The sequence below is a fragment of the Caulobacter sp. S45 genome (genome assembly GCF_009765965.1).
Classification (GTDB): Bacteria; Pseudomonadota; Alphaproteobacteria; order Caulobacterales; family Caulobacteraceae; genus CAHJWH01.
In genome coordinates, this window is record NZ_LMUL01000014.1 from 1040337 (window position 1) to 1059363 (window position 19027).

Genomic DNA, 19027 nt, shown 5'->3' on the forward strand with positions numbered 1-19027 from the left:
GACCGAGGAGATCGGAGCTCGCGCCTATGCCCGCCAACCCTGGCCGGTCTGGTCCACGCCGCCCAGCCTGCTGACGCCGCACGGGCGCGAGGGCATGCGCCAGCTCGGCCTGTACGACCGCGCCCTGTTCGCCGCCCAGGGCCTGCTGCCCGCGGATAGCTGTCCCGGCCCCGGCCAGGCGAGCCTCTGGACCAATAGCGAGGCGCGGACCATCTCCAGCGGCGAAGAACTCGCGGAGGGCCTGGCGCCCGGCTGCCAGCTCGCGGTCGATCACCTGAAACCCGGCGAGCACGACCCGCTGTTCGACTCCGCCGCGACGATCCCCGACTTCGACGCGGCCAAGGCGGTAGGCGTGATCAATGCGGAGACCGGCGGTCCCGCCGCCATCATCGCACCGCACGCCGAGGCCATCCGCACGCTCGAGACCATCCTGGGCTGCCGCGATCCGGCCCACCCCGCCCAGGCGTGCGACCTCGCCGCCGAGCCGGCGTCCCTGAGCGTCAGTGCCGACGGTCATGGGGTGAAGCTGCGCGGCCCGATCGACACCACCTCGGGCACGGCCTCGGTGTTCATGCTGGAGTACCTCGAGGGCATGCCGCTGGCCCAGGTCGGCTGGGGCCGAGCGACGCCGCAACGGCTGGCCGAGGTCTCCCGCCTCCACGCCCTGCTGTTCGACGTGTTCGACCGTTCCAGCGTGATGGCGCATCGCACTTCGGCGGCCATGGCGCCCCGGATCGCGATGCTGCTGGGCCGGCAGGACGGACCCAGGGTCAACCTGCTGGTCGGCCACGACAACAACATCGCCGCGCTGACCGCCATCCTGGGCGCCCACTTCCAGATCCCCGGCTACGGCCTGGACGACCCGCCGCTCGGCGGTGCGCTCGGCTTCGAGGTGCTGAAGAATGCGCGTTCGGGCGAGCGTTACGTGCGGGTCTTCTATCAGGCGCAGTCGGCGGACCAGCTTCGCGCGCTCACGCCGCTGAGCTTCCGCCAACCACCGACGATGCAGGTGCTGACGCCCCGCTGCGCCACCGGCCCGCAGAAGCTCTGCCGGTTGGAGGACGTCGAGGGCCTGCTGCACGGGGCGGACTGAGGCGGGGGCTGCGGTCCCCTGCACGTTTTACTCGGGAAGCTTTGCGGACGACCAGCAGCGACCGCTAACGCCCCATTGCGGACGTTTGGCCTTTCCGGCACGCTCAACGCCCATGACGACAGCAACGCCCGAGGGCGATTTCAACGCGCTCATCCCCGAGATGAAGGCTTGGAACGACGGGGCAGGCATCAGCCCAGAAGGGTGGATTTCCTGCGTAGGAAACTATGAACTTGCTGTTGGGTACAGCCTGATCTTTTGGCCAAGGTTCGTTTTAATCGATGGCTACGTCCTGCGTAACGGCGCGACAGAGGCGAATCTCCGCGCCTGGGAACAGGCTACGAGGGGAGACCGTAGGGCTGTCGAGGCCGTGATCAACCACCTTCATATTGCCGATATCCACATCGGGCCGCGCGAAATAGATGAGGCACAACTCCGTTATCTGGGGCGCATCCTTAAGCAGATACATGAGGTTAAGCTGCATCTGGATTTTCCAGATCGAACCTTCCAAGCTACTTTCCAAGACGAACCGGATCTCGATTTACTCGATTATGAGCTGACATTTTGGCAAATTCGGGACTGAGTTGCGTCCGCTATCCACCCATCTCGACTGTTGCAGATGTCCACTTCTAGGTAGCACGGCTCAGACAAGCGAAACCGCGAGTTCCAAGCGCGGCGCTCGGAACCGTAGGTGGCCTCTGAGCCGAAGTCCGCTACGGCCGCTTGTCGGCCAGACCTTTGGCTGCACCTTGCAACCACGCGTTGCCGGACCATCTAAAGGCTAAGCTGGAGGGATAGATGCCGATCATTTGGCTTTGTGCAGCCTTGGGCGTCGCTGTGCTGTTTCCCGAAACGCCAGTCGGCAAGCTCTTGCGGCGCCTGCTGATCGAACTCCCCGCCCACAAGCTTGATCGGATCACGCCGACGCATCTCGCGGTCGGGTTCGTCACGGTCATCGTGGTTGCGGGCGTGATCACATACGCAAAAACGGAAGGGATGTTCGTGGTCGCCCAGGGGCTCCCCGAAGGGTTCGTCTGGTTCACGATGTTCGATGTGGCCACATATATCGATGTGATCGCCCTTATCGCGCTTGTCGCCGCGACCGTCCGGTTTCGCGCGGCCTATGACGCCCTGCGATCTTCGGCCGGGAGGGCCAGACAATGGGCGTTGCGTTCCATCGAGGCGTTCCGGGCTCGTCAGACCCATGGCGCGAGAGCTCGCTCGCTCCGCAGGCGCCCGAAGAAGTCACCGCCTGCCAAAGGGGATGGCGGATATTGGCCTGCCCCGATTTTCTCACTCTCTCGAGCATAGGACTGGGTCGCAACAGCAAGGGAGGCGTCTGAGGTCTGACCGCCGGTGATCCAGGGCGGGGTCAGTCCACCTCGCCCAGGAACGTGTGCATCGCCCTCGCCGCCTCGGGCTCGGTGAGCATCGGGGCGTGACCGACGTCGGCGATTTCCGCCACGCGCATATGCGGCGCCCGCGCCTGCATCTCATCGCGCGTTGCGGGGGCCAGCAGATCGGACAGGGCGCCGCGGACCAGCAGCAGGGGCCGATCCTTAGCCAGGGCGTCGAACAGCGCCCACGGGTCGGGCGCGGGCTGCGGCGGCGGGGTCTTCATGGGAACGGCGATGGCCGGATCATAGTCTAGCGACAACCGGCCGCCCTGCTCGCGGAACAGGCGGCGCGCAAAGGCCTGCCAATCGCTCTCGCCATAATCCGGAAACGCCGCGCCATTGGTCCTACGCGCATAGGCGGCGGCCTCGCTCCAGTCGGCTACGGCGGCGCTCCCGCCCGCATAGCCCGCGATCCGCGCCAGCCCCTCCGGCGCGATCTTGGGGCCGATGTCGTTCAACACCGCCGACGCCATCAACTCCGGCGCCGCGACCGCCAGGGCCAGCATGATTAAGCCGCCCATCGAAGTGCCCACGAACGCGGCCCGCGCGACGCCCAGCGCCCGCGCCCAGCCGATCACGTCGCGCGCATAGACCGGCAGCACGTAGTTCATCGGATCGGGGTCCCAGCCTGAACCGCCCCGGCCCCGCACGTCCAGCGCCAGAACCCTCCGGCCTGTTGCGGCGAAGGCCGGGGCGACGTCCTCGAAATCACGCGCGTTGCGGGTCAAGCCGTGCAGACAGATCACCGGCAGATGCGCCTCGCCGCCCTCGCCCGCGTAGTCCCGTCCGGACAGCCTTAGCCCGTCGGGCGTGGCCCAGCTCCGCTCCACAAACCCAGTCATAGCGCCTCATGGAAGATTGCCGCGCCGCATCTCATCTCGAAGAACCGCACAAGTCCATCGACCGATGCTGGAATCCGAACTCAAGCGCGAGCCCCGCGCCGCTTCATGACCGCCTTTGAGATCAGCCGCGCTCATTTCGACTGGAGCCAACCCTATCGCATCTGCGAACACCCACGCCCGTAAACGGAACCCCAACCGCTAAATCCACATATAATTATCCGCCCAGCTGTTGAAACGGTGCAGGAAAGATGAAAGGCTCCGACCATACAATCAGACCATCTCCATCGGGAGACAGGTCGCGATCAATACGCCAAGATAAATTCCAGCCGATCTCCCTGTCACATCGGCCTCCGAAAATTATGTTGCAGCCGCGAATTCTTATGGGGTGCAACGGTCGCTTGATCTGCGTGGAAAGCCCAAGCCATTACAAGGTTAAGGGCGCAAAGGTGACTTTCGTGGCCGCGAAAGGCTGGCGGGGGCTGAGTGTCGCCGACAATCTTCACTTTTGAGATTCACTTCCCGCGCTCACGGCTCTAAATTCAGCACTCGCTTGGATTGTTTTATTTTATAAAATCGAAATGAATCATCGTAGATACTAGACACACTCCGATTCTAGGATTATTCGGCGAAGACTGTTGTTTTCAACCCCACCCCTCCCTCCAACAGAAAACGCTCATGACCGAAGCTATAGAAACCGCCGCGCTGGCCGCCGATATCGTCGCCGCCTATGTGGGCAACAACAAGCTGTCCATCGGCGAGTTGCCTGATTTGATCTCCAGCGTGCACAAGGCGTTGCAAAATGCCGGCGCGCCTATGCCCGAACCCGCCCCCACCCCGGCGGTTCCGGTAAAGAAATCCATCACTTCGGATTTCCTGATCAGCCTGGAAGACGGGCGCAAGTACAAGTCGCTCAAGCGGCACCTAGCGACCCGGGGCATGACACCCGACGAGTATCGCGCCAAGTGGGGCCTGCCGAAGGACTATCCTATGGTGGCCGCCAGCTACTCGGCGCAGCGTTCCAGCCTGGCCAAGAGCCTTGGCCTCGGCCGCAAAGCCGCGCCACCCCCGGCTCCCGAACCCGTGAAGGCGACGCGCGGCCGTCGCAAGACCGTCAAGGCCTAAACCGGAAAGCCGGGCGGCGCTCCGCCGCTCGGCCCATCTCGGGAATATCGAGCTGCGCCTTTAAGATTGCTCGCCCCAAGGCGCGGACGCTGCGGATCGAACTCTGTTCATGCACCATGCGCTGCATGAACATCGCGCGAGACATGAGAAAGTTTTCACTCGCCTCCAGAGGCGGGGGTTCTTATCAAGCCCGTGGTCTTGCCGCACCGCAGCGTAATCCAGCGCGTCGGCGTAAGGCCAGCGGGTCGCCCTGAATGCTTCAGCTTGTCCGTATTGCGCTCCGACGCCCGCTGACATTCGTCGTCATGGCCATGCTCATCCTGCTGATCGGCCCGCTGGCCGCGACGCAGACGCCGACGGACATCTTGCCCGACATCAAGATCCCGGTGATCGCGGTGGTCTGGCAATACCAGGGCCTGCCGGCGCAGGACATGGCCGGGCGGATTATCTACTATTACGAACGCACGCTGACCGGCACAGTCAACGACATCGAGCATGTCGAGAGCCAATCGCTGAACGGCGTCGGCATCGTCAAGATCTTCTTCCAGCCCGGCGTGGATATCCGCACTGCGACGGCTCAGGTCACCTCGATTTCGCAGACGGTGCTGAAGCAGATGCCGCCCGGCATCACGCCGCCACAGATCCTGAACTACAGCGCCTCGACCGTACCGATCCTGCAACTGGCCTATTCCAGCCCGTCGCTCGGCGAGCAGAAGATCTACGACACTGCCCAGAACTTCATCCGTCCCGCGCTCGCCACCGTGCCTGGCGCGGCGACCCCGTCGCCCTATGGCGGCAAGATCCGCCAGATCCAGATCGACCTCGACTCCAACGCGCTCCAGGCCAAGGGCCTGTCCGCCCAAGATGTCGAGACCGCGATCTCCAACCAGAACCTGATCCTGCCGGCCGGCAGCGCCAAGATCGGCCAGTTCGAATACGACGTGGAGCTGAACGACAGTCCCGAAGCTTTTGACGAACTCAACAACCTGCCGATCAAGACCGTGAACGGCGCCACCATCTACGTGCGCGACGTGGCCCACGTGCGCGACGGCTCGCCGCCCCAGACCAACGTGGTACGGGTCGACGGTCGCCGCTCGGTGTTGGCGACGATCCTGAAAAGCGGATCGGTCTCGACCCTGTCCATCGTCGCCGACGTCAAGGCCATCCTGCCAAGGTTGAAGGAGACCTTGCCGCCGTCGTTCAAGATCGTGCCGCTCGACGACCAGTCGATCTTCGTCATGGCCGCGGTTTCCGGGGTGATCCGCGAAGGCGTCATCGCAGCGGCGTTGACCAGCCTGATGATCCTGTTGTTCCTAGGCTCGTGGCGATCCTCGCTGATCATCGCGGTATCGATCCCGCTGGCGATCCTGTGCTCCATCACCGCGCTGTCGGCGCTCGGCCAGACCTTGAACATCATGACGCTGGGCGGCCTGTCGCTGGCCGTGGGCATCCTGGTCGACGACGCCACGGTGACCATCGAGAACATCAACTGGCACCTGGAGCAGGGCAAGCCGGTGCAGACCGCGATCCTGGACGGCGCGCGCCAGATCGTGACGCCGGCCTTCGTGTCGTTGCTCTGCATCTGCATCGTGTTTGTGCCGATGTTCTTCCTGCCGGGCGTGGCGGGCTTCCTGTTCGTGCCCATGGCGGAGGCTGTGGTGTTCGCCATGATCGCCTCCTTCATCCTGTCGCGGACCCTGGTGCCGACGCTCGCCAGCTATCTGCTGAAACCCCATGTCGGCGGCCACGAGCGCGAGGTGATGCAGAGCCACGACGCCCAGGCTGGCCAACTCAAGTCGCGCAATCCGCTAGTGCGTTTCCAACATGGGTTCGAACAGGGGTTCGAAAAGTTCCGGCTGGGCTATCGCGATCTTCTGGTCCTGGCCCTGGAGAACCAGCGCAAGTTCATCGTCGGCTTCATGGTGGTGGTCGTGCTGTCGTTCGGGCTGATCCCGTTCCTGGGCCGCAACTTCTTCCCCAGCGTCGATTCCGGCCAGATCAGCCTGCATGTGCGCGCACCACTCGGCACCCGCATCGAGGAGACCGCCGCCCAGTTCGACCGGGTCGAGGATGCGATCCGCCAGGTCGTGCCTTCGGATCATCTGGACTCGATCGTCGACAATATCGGCCTGCCGTTCAGCGGCCTGAACCTCGCCTACAGCAACACCGGGACCATCGGACCCCAGGACGGCGACATCCTGGTCAGCCTCAAGGAAGGTCATCGCCCCACGGCGGAGTACGTGAAGACGCTGCGCGAGCGCCTGCCGAAGGAATTCCCCGGCGTCGACTTCGCCTTCCTGCCCTCCGACATCATCAGCCAGATCCTCAACTTCGGCGCGCCCGCCCCCATCGACGTGCAGGTCAGCGGCCCCGATCCCGAGCAGAGCCGCGCCTACGCCAACGAACTGCTTGGCCGATTGCGTGGGGTGTCGGGCATCGCCGACGTGCGCCTACAGCAAGGCTCGACCTATCCGGCCCTGGCGGTGGATGTGGACCGCACCCGCGCCGACCGGCTCGGCCTGACCGAACGCGACGTGACCAACAGCCTGTCCACCACGCTCGCTGGCAGCGGCCAGACCGCCCCCGCCTTCTGGCTCAATCCCCGGAACGGCGTCTCCTACCCGATCGTCGCCCAGACCCCGCAGTACAAGGTCGACACCCTGTCGGACCTGGACAACGTGCCCCTCACCGGCGCACGCGGATCGACGTCCCAGGTGCTGGGCGGGCTGGCCGACGTGCGGCGCGAGACGGTGCCGGGGGTGGTGACCCACTACGCCATCCAGCCGGCCTACGACGTCTTCGCCACCACCCAGGACCGCGACCTGGGGGCTGTGGCCGGCGACATCGACAAGATCATCAAGGACACCGCCAAGGACCTGCCCAAGGGCGCGACCGTCACCCTGCGCGGACAGGTGATCACCATGAACGCGGCCTTCGCCGGCCTGCTGTTCGGTCTGCTGGGCGCGGTGGTGCTGATCTATCTGATCGTGGTGGTGAACTTCCAGTCGTGGCTGGACCCGTTCGTGATCATCACCGCCCTGCCCGCCGCCCTGGCCGGGATCGTGTGGATGCTGTTCGCCACCGGCACGCCGCTGTCGGTGCCGGCCCTGACCGGCGCGATCATGTGCATGGGCGTGGCCACCGCCAACTCCATCCTGGTGGTCAGCTTCTGCCGCGAGCAGTTGGAAATCTGCGGCGACCCGATCCAGGCGGCGCTGGAGGCCGGCTTCACGCGTTTCCGCCCGGTCTTGATGACAGCTCTTGCGATGATCATCGGCATGGGGCCGATGGCGCTGGCGCTCGGCGAGGGCGGCGAGCAGAACGCGCCGCTCGGCCGTGCGGTGATCGGCGGCCTGATCTGCGCCACCTTCGCCACCCTGATGTTCGTCCCGGTCGTGTTCAGCCTGGTCCATGGACGCAAGACCGCCGCAACCGCCGCCAACCCCTCCCTGCCGGAAGAGCCAGCCCATGCCCATTGACGTCCCCGCGTCGTCAGGCGCGCCGCACGCCTCCCCGCCCTACGCCGCCAAGCCCGCGCCATCGCGCAGGGGACTGAAGATCGCGGCCGTGGCGGGCGTGTGCATCGCCGCCGTGGTGGTGATCACCGGCATATTGGGCCGCAACCACGAGCACGCCCAGGTCAAGACCTGGACCTCCGCCCAGGCGATCCCGGCGGTGAGCGTGATCAGCCCAACCGTGGAGACCGGCGCTCAGGCCCTGGTGCTGCCCGGAAACCTGCAGGCCTTCTACAACGCCCAGATCTATTCGCGCGTCTCCGGCTACGTCCACGGCTGGTATCAGGACATCGGCGCGCGGGTGAAGTCTGGCCAGCTGCTGGCCACCATCGACACCCCCGAACTGGACCAGCAACTGATCCAGGCCCGCGCCGACCTGGAAAGCGCACAGGCCACCATGCAGCTGGCCTCCACCACCGCCAAGCGCTGGAGCACCCTGCTGGCCAAGGACGCGGTGTCGAAACAAGAGAGCGACGAGAAGAGCGGCGACTATCTGGTCAAGTCGGCCCTGGTGCACGCCGCCCAGGCCAATGTGAACCGCCTGCTGGCGATGAAGGGCTTCGCGCGGATCGTGGCTCCGTTCGAAGGCGTGGTGACCGCTCGCCGTACCGACATCGGCGCCCTGGTCAACGCCGGCGCCGGGGCCACGCCCAGTTCGGAACTGTTCGACGTGGCCAAGGTGGACAAGCTGCGCCTCTATGTGCGCGTGCCTCAGAGCTACTCCGCCCGCATCACGCCGGGAACCAAGGCCGTGATCACCGTGCCCGAATATCCGGGCCGCACCTTCACCGCCGCCCTGACCACCACCGCCAATGCGGTCAGCGACAGTTCCGGCACCCTGCTGGTGCAGATGGCGGTCGACAATCCCGACGACGCGCTGAAATCGGGCGACTACGCGCAGGTGAAGTTCGACCTGCCCAATAGCGGCGCGGGCGGCGGCGGCATGCTCCGCCTGCCCTCCAGCGCCCTGTTGTTCCGCAAGACCGGGCTGGAGGCGGCGGTGGTCGGACCCGACGACCATGTGCGGCTGCAAAGGGTCACGGTCGGCCGCGACCTTGGAACGGTGATGGAGATCGCCGGCGGGCTGAAGCCGTCGGATCGGGTGATCGACAACCCGCCGGACTCCATCGGCGACGGACAGCTCGTGCGGGTGATCTCGTCCAGCGCCAAGCCCTCGGCGGAAAGCGCCCATGCCGCGGGTTGACCCCCGAGCCGCCAGGACGGGTCGCCGTCCGGCCCGATGGGCCGGGCTGGGCGCCGCCGGCTTGTGCGCGGCGAGCCTGGCCGGCTGCAACTTCGCACCGGCCTACGCCCCGCCCGACCTGACCATGCCGACGACCTACAAGGAGACCGGCCCCTGGACCGAGGCCCAGCCCGGCGACACCCTGCCCAAGGGACCCTGGTGGACGCGCTATGACGATCCGACCCTGAACGATCTGGAAGGCCGCGTCGACAGCGCCAACCCCACCCTCGCGGCGGCCCTGTCGGCCTACAACCAGGCCCGCGCCTTCGCCGCCCAGGCGAGGTCCGACCTGGTCCCCACCGTCAAGGGATTGGACAGCAACACCTATAACCGCCAGTCCGCCGAGCGGCCGCTGCGTAGCGCGAGCCAGCCCGACGAGTACGCCAACAACCAGCTCGGCGGCGAGATCGACTACGAGTTCGACTTCTGGGGCCGGGTACGCAACTTGGTCGCCGCCGCCGGCGCCCAGGCCCAGGCCACCGCCGCGGACCTCGCCACCGCCCGGCTGAGCCTCCAGGCCGAACTGGCCAACGATTACCTGCAGCTGCGCGGGCTGGACGCCCAGGGCAAGCTGCTGACCGACACCGTCGCCGCCTACACCCACGCGCTGGACCTGACCCGGACCCGCCACGATGGCGGCGTCGCCTCGGGCCTCGACGTGGACCGCGCCGCGACCCAGCTCTCCAGCGCCAAGGCCCAGGTGTCCGATGTCGCCGCCCAGCGCGCGGTGTTCGAGCACGCCATCGCCAGCCTGGTCGGCCAGCCGGCCTCAAGCTTCTCCATCGCGGCGGTGGCGACCAAGCTGCCGATCCCGGTGATGCCGGCGGGCGTGCCCTCGGTGCTGATCCAGCGACGCCCCGACATCGCCGCCGCCGAACGACGCGCCTTCGCGGCCAACCGCCAGATCGGGGTGGCCAAGGCCGCCTACTTCCCGACCATCACGCTGGACGCCCAGGGCGGGTTCCAGAACACCGGCGGCAACAGCTTCCTGGTCGCCCCCAACACCTTTTGGACCATCGGGCCGCAACTGGCGCTGACCCTGTTCGACGGCGGCAGGCGGCGCGCGACCGTGGCGGCGTCCAAGGCCGGCTTCCTGCTCGCCAGCGCCAACTACCGGGCCACGGTGCTGACGGCGTTCCAGCAGGTCGAAGACCAGCTGGCGCTCTCCAACCACTTCGCCGACGAGGCCCGGGACGAGGCGGACGCGGTGAAGTCGGCCCAGGCCACCACCGACCTGTCCCTGACCCGCTATCGCGAGGGCGCGACCAACTACCTGGACGTGGTCACCGCCCAGACCGCCGAACTCCAGGCCGAGCAGACCGCGCTCGCCCTGGAGACGCGCCGCCAGCAGGCGGGCGTCAACCTGGTGCGCGCACTTGGCGGCGGCTGGACCGAGACCGACCTGCCGCGCATCGATAAGGTGGCGTCGAGCCATCCAGGGACATAGCAGGGCTCCCTCTCCCTCGAACGGGAGAGGGTCGGGGTGAGGGTGGACGCTGGATGTCTTCCGGATAGGCGCCGCCCGCCACCCCCGCCCTCCCAGCCTTCGGCTGGGCCCTTCCCTCCCCCGTACGAGGGGGAAGGACCATCGCCCTAGACTTGCACCCCGCACGCCAGCCGCACCACCGTCCCCGGCTCGGCGTCTTCGATGGTCAGCGCGAATCCGTGCAGGTCGGCCACCGCCGCGACCAGGCTGAGGCCCAACCCGTGGCCCGGCGCGACCGATGTGCTTCGGCTGCGGTAGAAGCGCTTGGTCACCAGCGGTCGTTCGTCTTGCGGAATGCCTGGGCCGTCGTCGCGCACCTCCACCACCACCAGCCCGGCGACGTCTGCGATCAGGCTCAGCCGCACCGTCCCCCCGGCTGGTGTGAACTTGAGCGCATTGTCGACCAGGTTGGACAGCGCCTCGAACATCAGCTCCGCATCGGCGCGGACGTCCGGGACCAAGGCTATCGACACCTCCAGCGCCACGTCCCGCTCGACGGCCAGCGGGGCGTAGAGTTCGGCCACCTGCTCGACAATGGCGCCGAGCGACACGCGCTCGATCCCGCTGCGGCGACTACGCGCCTCCACCGCCGCGATCCGCAGCAGGGCGCGGAAGCGGGCGAGCACGCTGTCGGTCTCGGCCACGCAGGCTTCCAACAGGGCGTTGCGCGGATCGCCCGGCGCCAGCCCCTGGGTGGCGTGATCCAGGGTGGCGCGCAGGCGGGTCAGCGGTGTGCGCAGCTCGTGCGCGACCCCCTCGCCCACGGTCCTGGCCTGGGTGATCAGCCGTTCGACCTCGTCCATCATCGCGTTGACGATGCGCGCCAGCTCGTCGAGCTCGTCACGACTACCGTCCAGCGGCAAGCGCACCGCCAGGTCCCCGGCGACGATGGCCTCGCTGGCGCCGCGCATGGCCCGGATGCGCTCCAGCGGCCGGGCGCTGAGCAGGACGGCCAGGGCCAGCCCCAGCACCGTGATCGAGGCGCCGCTCCAGACCAGGGCCTGCAGCACGATCCGCCTCAGCTCGACCAACTGGCTGGAGTCGCGGTGGACGATCAGGATCTCGCCCCAGGGTAGCCGCTCGCCGAGCGCGCGTTGGGGCGCGAAGCCGCCGCTGCGGCGGAACTCGCGCACCACCCCGTCCTGGGGCACATCGGCGGGGGTCAACCGCCCGTCGCCCGCCACCAGTTCGCCGGTGGCGGAGAACAGACCCGAGGTGCTCAGGGGATCGCGCGACGCGGCCTGTTTCAGCACCTGGGGCAGCGCCTCGGGGCGGCTCCGGCTGAAGGCGTCCAGCTCGGCGACCAGGATGTGGTCGACGCGGCGGGTGAGATATCCCGCCGTCTGGAGGTAGACCAGGCCGAGCAGCAGCACGATCCCGACCGCGAACACCGCCCCGAAGGCGATGGTCAGGCGGAAGGTGGTGGTGCGCCAGATGTTATGCTTCAGCACCGAGCCTGTATCCCACGCCGCGCACCGTATGCAGCAACAGCGGCAGTCCCGGCGCTTCCAGCTTCTTGCGCAACGCGCGGATGTGCACGTCGATCAGGTTGGTGCCGGGATCGAAGCTGTAGCCCCAGACGGTCTCGAAGATCATCGAGCGGGTCAGGATCTGCTCGGAATTGCGCATGAACATCTCCAGCAGCTTCACCTCCTTGGGAAACAGCCGCAGGTCGCGCCCGCCCCGGCGCGCAGCGTGGGCGACGAGGTCCAGCTCCAGGTCGGCGTAGCGCAGCAACAGCCGGTCGGCGTCCGCGCGGCGGCGGCGCAGCAGCACCTCGATGCGCGCCGCCATCTCGTCCAGCACGAAGGGCTTGGTCAGGTAGTCGTCGCCGCCGGCGCGCAGTCCGCGCACCCGCTCGTCCACGTCGTTGAGGGCGCTGATCATCAGGATCGGGGTGTCGATCCCCTTGTCCTTCAGGGTCGAGGCGATGGTCAGGCCGTCGACGCCCGGCAGCATGCGATCCAGCGTGATCACGTCGTAGCGCCCGGTGGAGGCCAGCCGCAGCCCCTCCGCCCCGTCCCCGGTCCGCTCCACCTCGAAGCCCCGCGCGGCGAGATCGCGCACGATCTCGGCGGCGGTGGTGTCGTCATCCTCGATGGTCAGGATGCGGGCGGCGGGCACGGATTGTTCCTTGGGCGGTGGGCCTGGGTGGTGGGGGATGGGATAGCGCGGTTGGACGGGGCTTGCCCAGGGATTGCGCCCCTTCTCCGCTCATCCCGGCGAATGCCGGGACCCAGATCATAGGGCGCGATCTTGGTAAGTTGCTGACGGTCTCGTGCAGATTGATCCACGCGGGACCATTCACTCGTGGGGAACCATACGATCTGGGTCCCGGCATTCGCCGGGATGAGCGGTGATGAACGGTGTGAAAACCAACACCATAGGCGAAATGGATACGTCCGCTTTCCGGAACGTTCCCAACGGCCGTAGCAACCCTGAGTAGAAGCGTAGCTCTAAGCGGTTCGTGGCGACGCAGATGAGTGCGAATATATTACTTCCGTACCACATCAGCATCAGGCTCGGCTTTAGCGGCGTCAATCAAGCGTCGCAAAGACCAGGAGCCCCATCCGGACCTATAATTTTGATCTCTCGAAAGCCATCTCGCCCCAAACCCGTATGAAGATGAAGCGCGGAACGGGCATCGGGCTTCGTGTGAGAGTGGACTACTTGCGCCGGTTCAGAGGGCACGCCCGTCAGAATGAAAGACATATCGAACCCCAGCGTTTTCCGAAGGCGAGCTTACTCGTGGCAACTTACGCAATCCACCCACATAGCCGACCTTCAAATGGTCCGCTCAGCAGCCAACGCCCCTAGATCAGCGCCCCATCTCCCGTCGCCCAGTCGCCTGCAACCACCCCGGCCATCGACCGCGCCAGGGTGACGAAGGCGTCGCCGACCTTGCTACGGTAGCGCTGTTCGTGGCGCAGCAGGTAGAAGCTGCGGGCCGGAAGGTCGAAGGCGATCTGGTGCAGGGTGCCGGCCCGCAGGCCCGCCGCCGCCACGCTGGCCGAGATCGCGGTCGCCCCCGCCCCAGCCTCCACCGCCGACAACACCGCCTCGTTGGCCGGCAGGGTCAGGACCACGTCGAGGGCGGCGGGATCGACGCCGGACTGGGCCAGGGTCGCCTCGAACACCGACCGCGTGCCGGAGCCCAGCTCGCGCAGCACCCAGGGGCTCTGCAGCAACTCTTCCGCCCGCGTCGGGCGACGCTCGGCCCAGGGATGGCGGCGGCCGACCACCACCACCATGCGGTCCACCCCGACCGGCTCGCGCGACAGGGCCGGATCGTCGACCTCGCCCTCGACCAGGCCGAGTTCGGCGGAGCCCTCGTGCACGGCCCTGGCCACCTCGGCGGTGTTGCCGATGGCGACCTCGACCTCGACGCCGGGATAGGCGGCCTGGAACGCCACCAGCCGTTCAGGTAGCCAGTAGTTGGAGATGGTCTGGCTGGCGTGGACCGACAGCCGACCGCGCTTGAGCCCGCCCAGATCGGCCAGGGCGGCCTCGGCGGCGGCGGCGCGGGCGAGCACGCCACGCGCCTCCTGCAGGAACATCTCGCCGGCCTGGTTCAGCACGATGTTGCGGCCGACCCGGTCGAACAGGCGCACGTCGTGGCGGGTCTCCAGCGAGGCGATGGCGGCGCTGACGGCGGACTGTGTCAGGTTCAGCTCGGCCGCAGCCCGAGTGACGTGCTGGCGCTCGGCCACGGCCACGAAGATGCGGAGCTGCTCCAGGGTCATGGGATCGTGTTAGACCGGAGGCCAGGACGCCGCCAGGATCATCCATCCCGGATGGAAGGAGAGCCCCCTCATGGACACGCCCCCCGATCAGCCCGCGCCGCCGCCCCGAACCGGCGTGGTGCGCGTGGCGGAGACGCGGCGATCGCCGCTGCAGGTGGAGATCCAGGCCGGCCCGTCGCGCTTCTTCGCCGACGAACCGGTGAGCGTGGGCGGCATGGATACGGGCCCGACCCCGCACGAGCTGGTCAGCGCGGGCCTGGGCGCCTGCACGGCGATGACCATGCGGATGTATGCGGATCGCAAGGGCTGGCCGGTGGAGCGGATCGAGGTCGACGTGGCGGAGAGCCGGGCTGCGGGCGGCCCGACGCGGTTCGAGCGCACGATCCGGCTGCATGGCGCCCTGGACGAGGCGCAACGCGCACGCCTGCTGGAGATCGCCGAACGCTGCCCGGTGCATCGCACGCTAAGCGAGGGCGCGAAGATCGAGACACGCCTGGAGGCGGGCGCAAACGCCTGAACGCCGGCCTCAGCCTTCCGCCAGCGCCACAATCTCTGCATGCAAGACGGCTGGGATGACGAGCCCCTCGGCCTTGGCCTTGGCGCGCGCGGTCAGGCGTCGCGTCCCCGGCAGGCGCGCGCCGTCGTCCTCGTCGATGGCGGCGACCATCGCGGCCATGCGGGACATGAAGGCGCCGCCGGACAGGGCCTCTGGGTCGAGCGCCAGCAAGGTCTGGCCCAGGTCGGGCGGTCCGCCCTGGTCGTCGAACAGCGAGGACGCCTCCCAGCCGAAGGCGGCGCCGGCCAGCGCTGCGGACAGGATCTCCACCATCAGGGCCAGGGCCGATCCCTTGGCCCCGCCGATGGGCAGCATGGCGCCTTTCAGCGCTGCGTTCGGGTCGGTAGTGGGCTGGCCCTGCGCGTCCACCGCCCAGCCTTCGGGGATGGAGTGGCCCGCCTGCTGGGCGGCGAGAATGCGGCCGCGCGCCGCCTGGGCCAGGGCGAGATCGATCACCAGCGGCGGCTGATCCGGCAAGGGGCTGGCGAAGGCGATGGGGTTGGTGCCCATCCGTGGCTTGGCCGCACCCCAGAAGGCCATGCCCTTGGGCGAGTTGCCGAACACCAGGGCGATCAGCCCCTGCTCGGCCAGCCGCTCGGCATGGGCGCCGGCCTGACCGAAATGGTGCGAGCGGCGGATGACGGCGGCGGCGATGGCGTTGGTCCGGGCCAATGGGACCAGGGCCTCGATGGCCATGTCCAGCGCTGGATAGGCGAAGCCCAAGGCGCCGTCGATGCGTACGGCGGCCGGGGCTGCGCGCTCCAGCGTCGGGCGGGCATGGCCGTCCACCTTCCCTACGCGCGCCTGCAGTGCGTAGGACGGGACGCGCGACAGGCCGTGGCCCTTCTGCCCGTCGGCCTCGGCGGCGACCAGGGCGCGGGCGGTGCTGGCGGCGTTGGCCGCGTCCACCCCCGCGGACTGCAGCGCGCGGACGGCGAGGGCCTGGGCCTCGTCCAGGGTCAGGTGGGCGGTGTCGGTCATTCAGATGTTCCGGCTAACGGCGCCCCCTAACCGCTCATCCCCGCCCTTGGCGGGAATGAGCGAATTAGAGAGAGCAGAGTCCGATCAGGCCGAGCGGTAGAGCTTGGTCATCACGAACTCGCGGTGACCGAGCGCCTCGGCGGCGGTGGGACGGCCGTTGGCGGTCTTGACGATCATGTCGATCAGCACGTCGCCGGCCTGGTCGATGGTCATCTCGCGCTTGACCACGCCCGACACGTCGACGTCGACGTGTTCGCTCATCTGGCGGACGGTGCGCGGATTACCCGTGACCTTGATCACCGGCATGATCGGGTTGCCGATCACGTTACCCTGGCCGGTCGGGAAGATGTGCACCACATAGCCCGCCGCCGCCTGCAGCGTGCAGCATTCCGCCGCCGCCGAGGAGGTGTCCATGAAGTACAGGCCCGCGCCTTTGGCGGGGGCTTCGGCCGGCTCCAGCACGTCGATATAGGAGATGTTCTTGCCGATCTTCTCCAGGTTGCCGAGCGCCTTCTCCTCGATGGTGGTCAGACCGCCGGCGATATTGCCCTTGGTGGGCTGGCTGTCGGACAGGTCGCTGGTCTTGTGCGCCTCGATCACGTCGTCCTGGTAGGCCTGCCAGACGCGCATGAACTTCTCGGCCACCTCGGGGGTGGCGGCGCGCTTGGCGGCGAGGTGTTCGGCGCCGGTCAACTCGCTGGTCTCGCCGAAGCAGCCGTACAGGCCGGCCGGGACCAGCTTGTCGTACATGTTGCCGACGGTGGGGCAGGACGCCAGGCCGGTGGTGGTGTCGCTCTCACCGCACTTGGCGGCGACCCACAGCTCGGTCAGGTCGCACGGTTCGCGCATCTGCTCGCCGGCCCAGTGGACGAATTCCTTGGCCTTGCGCGAGGCGCTGGCGACGGTGGCGATGTCGCCATTGCCCTCGATCCAGAAACCGGCGACCGGCTTGCCGGTCTTGGCGATGCCGTCGACCACCTTCTGGGTCCAGCCGGCCTCGATGCCGATGACGATGCAGGCGGCCACGTTGGGGTTGGCGCCGGTGCCGATCATGGTGCGGAAGTGCAGTTCCAGGTCCTCGCCGAACTGCAGGCGGCCATAGGCGTGCGGCAGGGCCATGGTGCCCTGGATGTGCGCGGCGACGGCCTCGCAGGCGGCGTTGGAGATGTCGTCCAGCGGCAGGATGACCACGTGGTTGCGCACGCCCACGCGGCCGTTCTCACGGCGCCAGGCCATGATCTTCTTGCCGGCGTGCAGGGCGGTGGCGGCGGCCATGTCGGAGGTTTGGGTGCTCATGATCGGCCTACCAGCGCTTGGTCTTGAGGTTTTGGGTATGGACGTGATCGCCCGCGGGGACGTCGGCCACCAGACGGCCGATCACCTCGCCGTACTTGATCACGTCGCCGCCATTGGTCAGCTGGGTCAGGGCGACCTTGTGGCCGATCGGCGTGTCCTGCAGCGCCACGATGCGGAAGTCGCTGTTGTCCTCCAATTGGACGCCCAGCAATTCCATGCCGGCCGTTACGCCCTCGACCACCACCACGCCGACATTGTCGGACTTGTTATGCACCAGAAGATGCGGCTGCATAGATCGCGTCTTTCCTTCCGCCTCGCCCGGCCATCTGCTGCCGGGACCGGAGTCCGGGCGTTTTTCGGAGATGGCGCGCGCGTCAAGGTCGGGGATTCGACCCTGCGTCGCAGGGCCATACCTCGAACTAGGTCTGTGAGACCACCGGCTAATCGCAAATGACAGCGTATACCGTAGACAAATCTACAAAACGCCGCAGCGTCAGGCGTGAAGGCGCACCGGCAGGCGCTCGTAGCCGCGCACGAAGCTGGAGTGCACGCGTTTGGGCTCGGCCAGCACCTCCACGTGGGAGAACCGCTTGAGGATCTCCTGCCAGATGACCATCAGCTGGAGTTCGGCCAGCCGGTTGCCGACGCAGCGGTGGATGCCGAAGCCGAACGACAGGTGCTGGCGTGCCCGAGGCCGCTCGATCCAGTAGTCGTCCGGCCGCTCGATCATGCGTTCGTCCCGGTTGCCGGAGACGTACCACATGACCACCTTCTCGCCCTGGCGGATGGTCTTTTCGCCCAGTTCGACGTCACGTTTGGCGATCCGGCGCATGTGGGCGAGCGGCGTCTGCCAGCGCAGGGTCTCCGACACCATGCCCGGGATCAGCTCGCGGTCGGCCTTCAACCGGTCGTACTGCTCCGGGTTCTGATTCAGCGCCAAGACGCTGCCGGATATGGTGTTGCGGGTGGTGTCGTTGCCGCCGACAATCAGCAGCACCAGGTTGCCGAGATACTCCATCCGCGACATGTCGCGGGTGGAGGGGCCATGGGCGAGCATGGAGATCAGGTCGTTGCGGGGCTCGCCCTTCAGCCGATCCTGCCAGACCTGGGTGAAGTAGTCGACGCACTCCAGCAGTTCGACCCTGCGGGCCGCCTGGCTCTCCACCACGCCGCTATCCTCCCTGGCGGTGGCGACGTCGGACCAGCGGGTGAGCTTACGGCGATCTTCCTGGGGGATGTCGAACAGGGTGGCCAGGGTCATGGCCGTCAGCTCGGCCGACACCTTGTCCACCCAGTCGAATTCCTCGCCGATCGGAAGCGCGTCCAGGATCGCGCCGGCCCGCTGGCGGATCAGCGGCTCCAGGGTCTGTAGGTTGGGACCGGAGACGACCGGGCTCACCGTCTTGCGCTGGACGTCGTGCTTGGGCGGGTCCATCGCGATGAACATCGGCAGGCGAAAGTCGTCCTCCGGTTCGGCGATGGTGATGGCCGGTTCGGACGAGAAGGTCTCGTGGTCGGTGTCCACCGCCATGATGTCCTGGTAGCGGGTCACCGACCAGTAGGGGCCGAACTCGTGCTCGGGCTGATAGTGCACCGGCGCATCGCGGCGTAGGCGGGCGAAGTAGGGCAGCTCGTCGCCCGCCGCGAACAGGTAGGGGTCGGCGACGTTGATCTGCTCGATCGGCATGGACCAAGCCCTCGCCTCGGCCTCCGCCCTCGCATCCTTCGTTGGCGCGCCCTGATCGTCAGCCATCCT

Annotated in this window: 16 protein-coding genes; 8 read left to right on the forward strand and 8 right to left on the reverse strand. The window is 67.4% G+C overall.

Going from position 1 to position 19027, the window contains the following annotated elements:
• The 3 genes from GSQ87_RS11790 to GSQ87_RS11800 form a co-directional block, all read left to right on the forward strand.
• The coding region (locus tag GSQ87_RS11790) for a histidine-type phosphatase (protein WP_158915630.1) at positions 1-1093 on the forward strand (1093 nt) is incomplete at its 5' end.
• A gap of 112 nt (positions 1094-1205) precedes the next feature.
• Positions 1206-1673: a hypothetical protein gene (locus tag GSQ87_RS11795; protein WP_158915631.1), complete on the forward strand. Its 468-nt coding sequence runs from the start codon at positions 1206-1208 to the stop codon at positions 1671-1673.
• Between the two features lie 215 nt (positions 1674-1888).
• The gene (locus GSQ87_RS11800; RefSeq protein ID WP_158915632.1) at positions 1889-2401 is read left to right on the forward strand and encodes a hypothetical protein; all 513 of its coding nucleotides are present in this window, start codon (positions 1889-1891) and stop codon (positions 2399-2401) included.
• 61 nt (positions 2402-2462) lie between these two features.
• Here the strand turns inward: GSQ87_RS11800 and GSQ87_RS11805 are convergent, their stop codons facing one another.
• Positions 2463-3329 carry an alpha/beta fold hydrolase gene (locus GSQ87_RS11805; protein ID WP_158915633.1) on the reverse strand — a complete coding sequence of 289 codons (867 nt, stop codon included), beginning with the start codon at positions 3327-3329 and terminating at the stop codon, positions 2463-2465.
• A 675-nt stretch (positions 3330-4004) separates the two neighbouring features.
• On the opposite strand from GSQ87_RS11805, the gene GSQ87_RS11810 reads away from it, so the two are divergent.
• The 4 genes from GSQ87_RS11810 (at position 4005) to GSQ87_RS11825 (ending at position 10656) form a co-directional block, all read left to right on the forward strand.
• Positions 4005-4451: a MucR family transcriptional regulator gene (locus tag GSQ87_RS11810; protein ID WP_158915634.1), complete on the forward strand. Its 447-nt coding sequence runs from the start codon at positions 4005-4007 to the stop codon at positions 4449-4451.
• A gap of 254 nt (positions 4452-4705) precedes the next feature.
• Positions 4706-7930: an efflux RND transporter permease subunit gene (locus tag GSQ87_RS11815; protein WP_158915635.1), complete on the forward strand. Its 3225-nt coding sequence runs from the start codon at positions 4706-4708 to the stop codon at positions 7928-7930.
• A complete protein-coding gene (locus GSQ87_RS11820; protein ID WP_158915636.1) occupies positions 7920-9170 on the forward strand; it encodes an efflux RND transporter periplasmic adaptor subunit in 1251 nt (416 codons plus the stop codon). The genes GSQ87_RS11815 and GSQ87_RS11820 overlap by 11 nt, the downstream gene beginning before the upstream one ends.
• The gene (locus GSQ87_RS11825; protein WP_158915637.1) at positions 9157-10656 is read left to right on the forward strand and encodes an efflux transporter outer membrane subunit; all 1500 of its coding nucleotides are present in this window, start codon (positions 9157-9159) and stop codon (positions 10654-10656) included. The genes GSQ87_RS11820 and GSQ87_RS11825 overlap by 14 nt, the downstream gene beginning before the upstream one ends.
• Positions 10657-10802: 146 nt before the next feature.
• Here GSQ87_RS11825 and GSQ87_RS11830 read toward each other — a convergent pair whose 3' ends face one another.
• From GSQ87_RS11830 to GSQ87_RS11840, 3 genes are all read right to left on the reverse strand, one after another.
• Positions 10803-12146 carry a HAMP domain-containing sensor histidine kinase gene (locus GSQ87_RS11830; protein WP_158915638.1) on the reverse strand — a complete coding sequence of 448 codons (1344 nt, stop codon included), beginning with the start codon at positions 12144-12146 and terminating at the stop codon, positions 10803-10805.
• Positions 12133-12819: a response regulator transcription factor gene (locus GSQ87_RS11835; RefSeq protein WP_158915639.1), complete on the reverse strand. Its 687-nt coding sequence runs from the start codon at positions 12817-12819 to the stop codon at positions 12133-12135. Before GSQ87_RS11835 ends, GSQ87_RS11830 begins: the two co-directional genes overlap by 14 nt.
• A gap of 689 nt (positions 12820-13508) precedes the next feature.
• A complete protein-coding gene (locus GSQ87_RS11840) occupies positions 13509-14438 on the reverse strand; it encodes a LysR family transcriptional regulator (RefSeq protein ID WP_158915640.1) in 930 nt (309 codons plus the stop codon).
• A gap of 70 nt (positions 14439-14508) precedes the next feature.
• Between GSQ87_RS11840 and GSQ87_RS11845 the strand changes: the two genes are divergently transcribed.
• Positions 14509-14955, forward strand: coding sequence for an OsmC family protein (locus GSQ87_RS11845; protein WP_158915641.1), 447 nt, complete (start codon positions 14509-14511; stop codon positions 14953-14955).
• A gap of 9 nt (positions 14956-14964) precedes the next feature.
• Here the strand turns inward: GSQ87_RS11845 and GSQ87_RS11850 are convergent, their stop codons facing one another.
• The 4 genes from GSQ87_RS11850 to GSQ87_RS11865 form a co-directional block, all read right to left on the reverse strand.
• A complete protein-coding gene (locus GSQ87_RS11850; RefSeq protein WP_158915642.1) occupies positions 14965-15975 on the reverse strand; it encodes an Ldh family oxidoreductase in 1011 nt (336 codons plus the stop codon).
• A gap of 84 nt (positions 15976-16059) precedes the next feature.
• Positions 16060-17271 carry a UxaA family hydrolase gene (locus GSQ87_RS11855; RefSeq protein WP_305764187.1) on the reverse strand — a complete coding sequence of 404 codons (1212 nt, stop codon included), beginning with the start codon at positions 17269-17271 and terminating at the stop codon, positions 16060-16062.
• 7 nt (positions 17272-17278) lie between these two features.
• Positions 17279-17563 (reverse strand): UxaA family hydrolase, encoded by a 285-nt coding sequence (locus GSQ87_RS11860; RefSeq protein WP_158915643.1) that lies wholly within the window; start codon positions 17561-17563, stop codon positions 17279-17281.
• Positions 17564-17764: 201 nt separating this feature from the next.
• Positions 17765-19024: a cytochrome P450 gene (locus tag GSQ87_RS11865; RefSeq protein ID WP_158915644.1), complete on the reverse strand. Its 1260-nt coding sequence runs from the start codon at positions 19022-19024 to the stop codon at positions 17765-17767.
• Positions 19025-19027 lie beyond the last annotated feature (3 nt).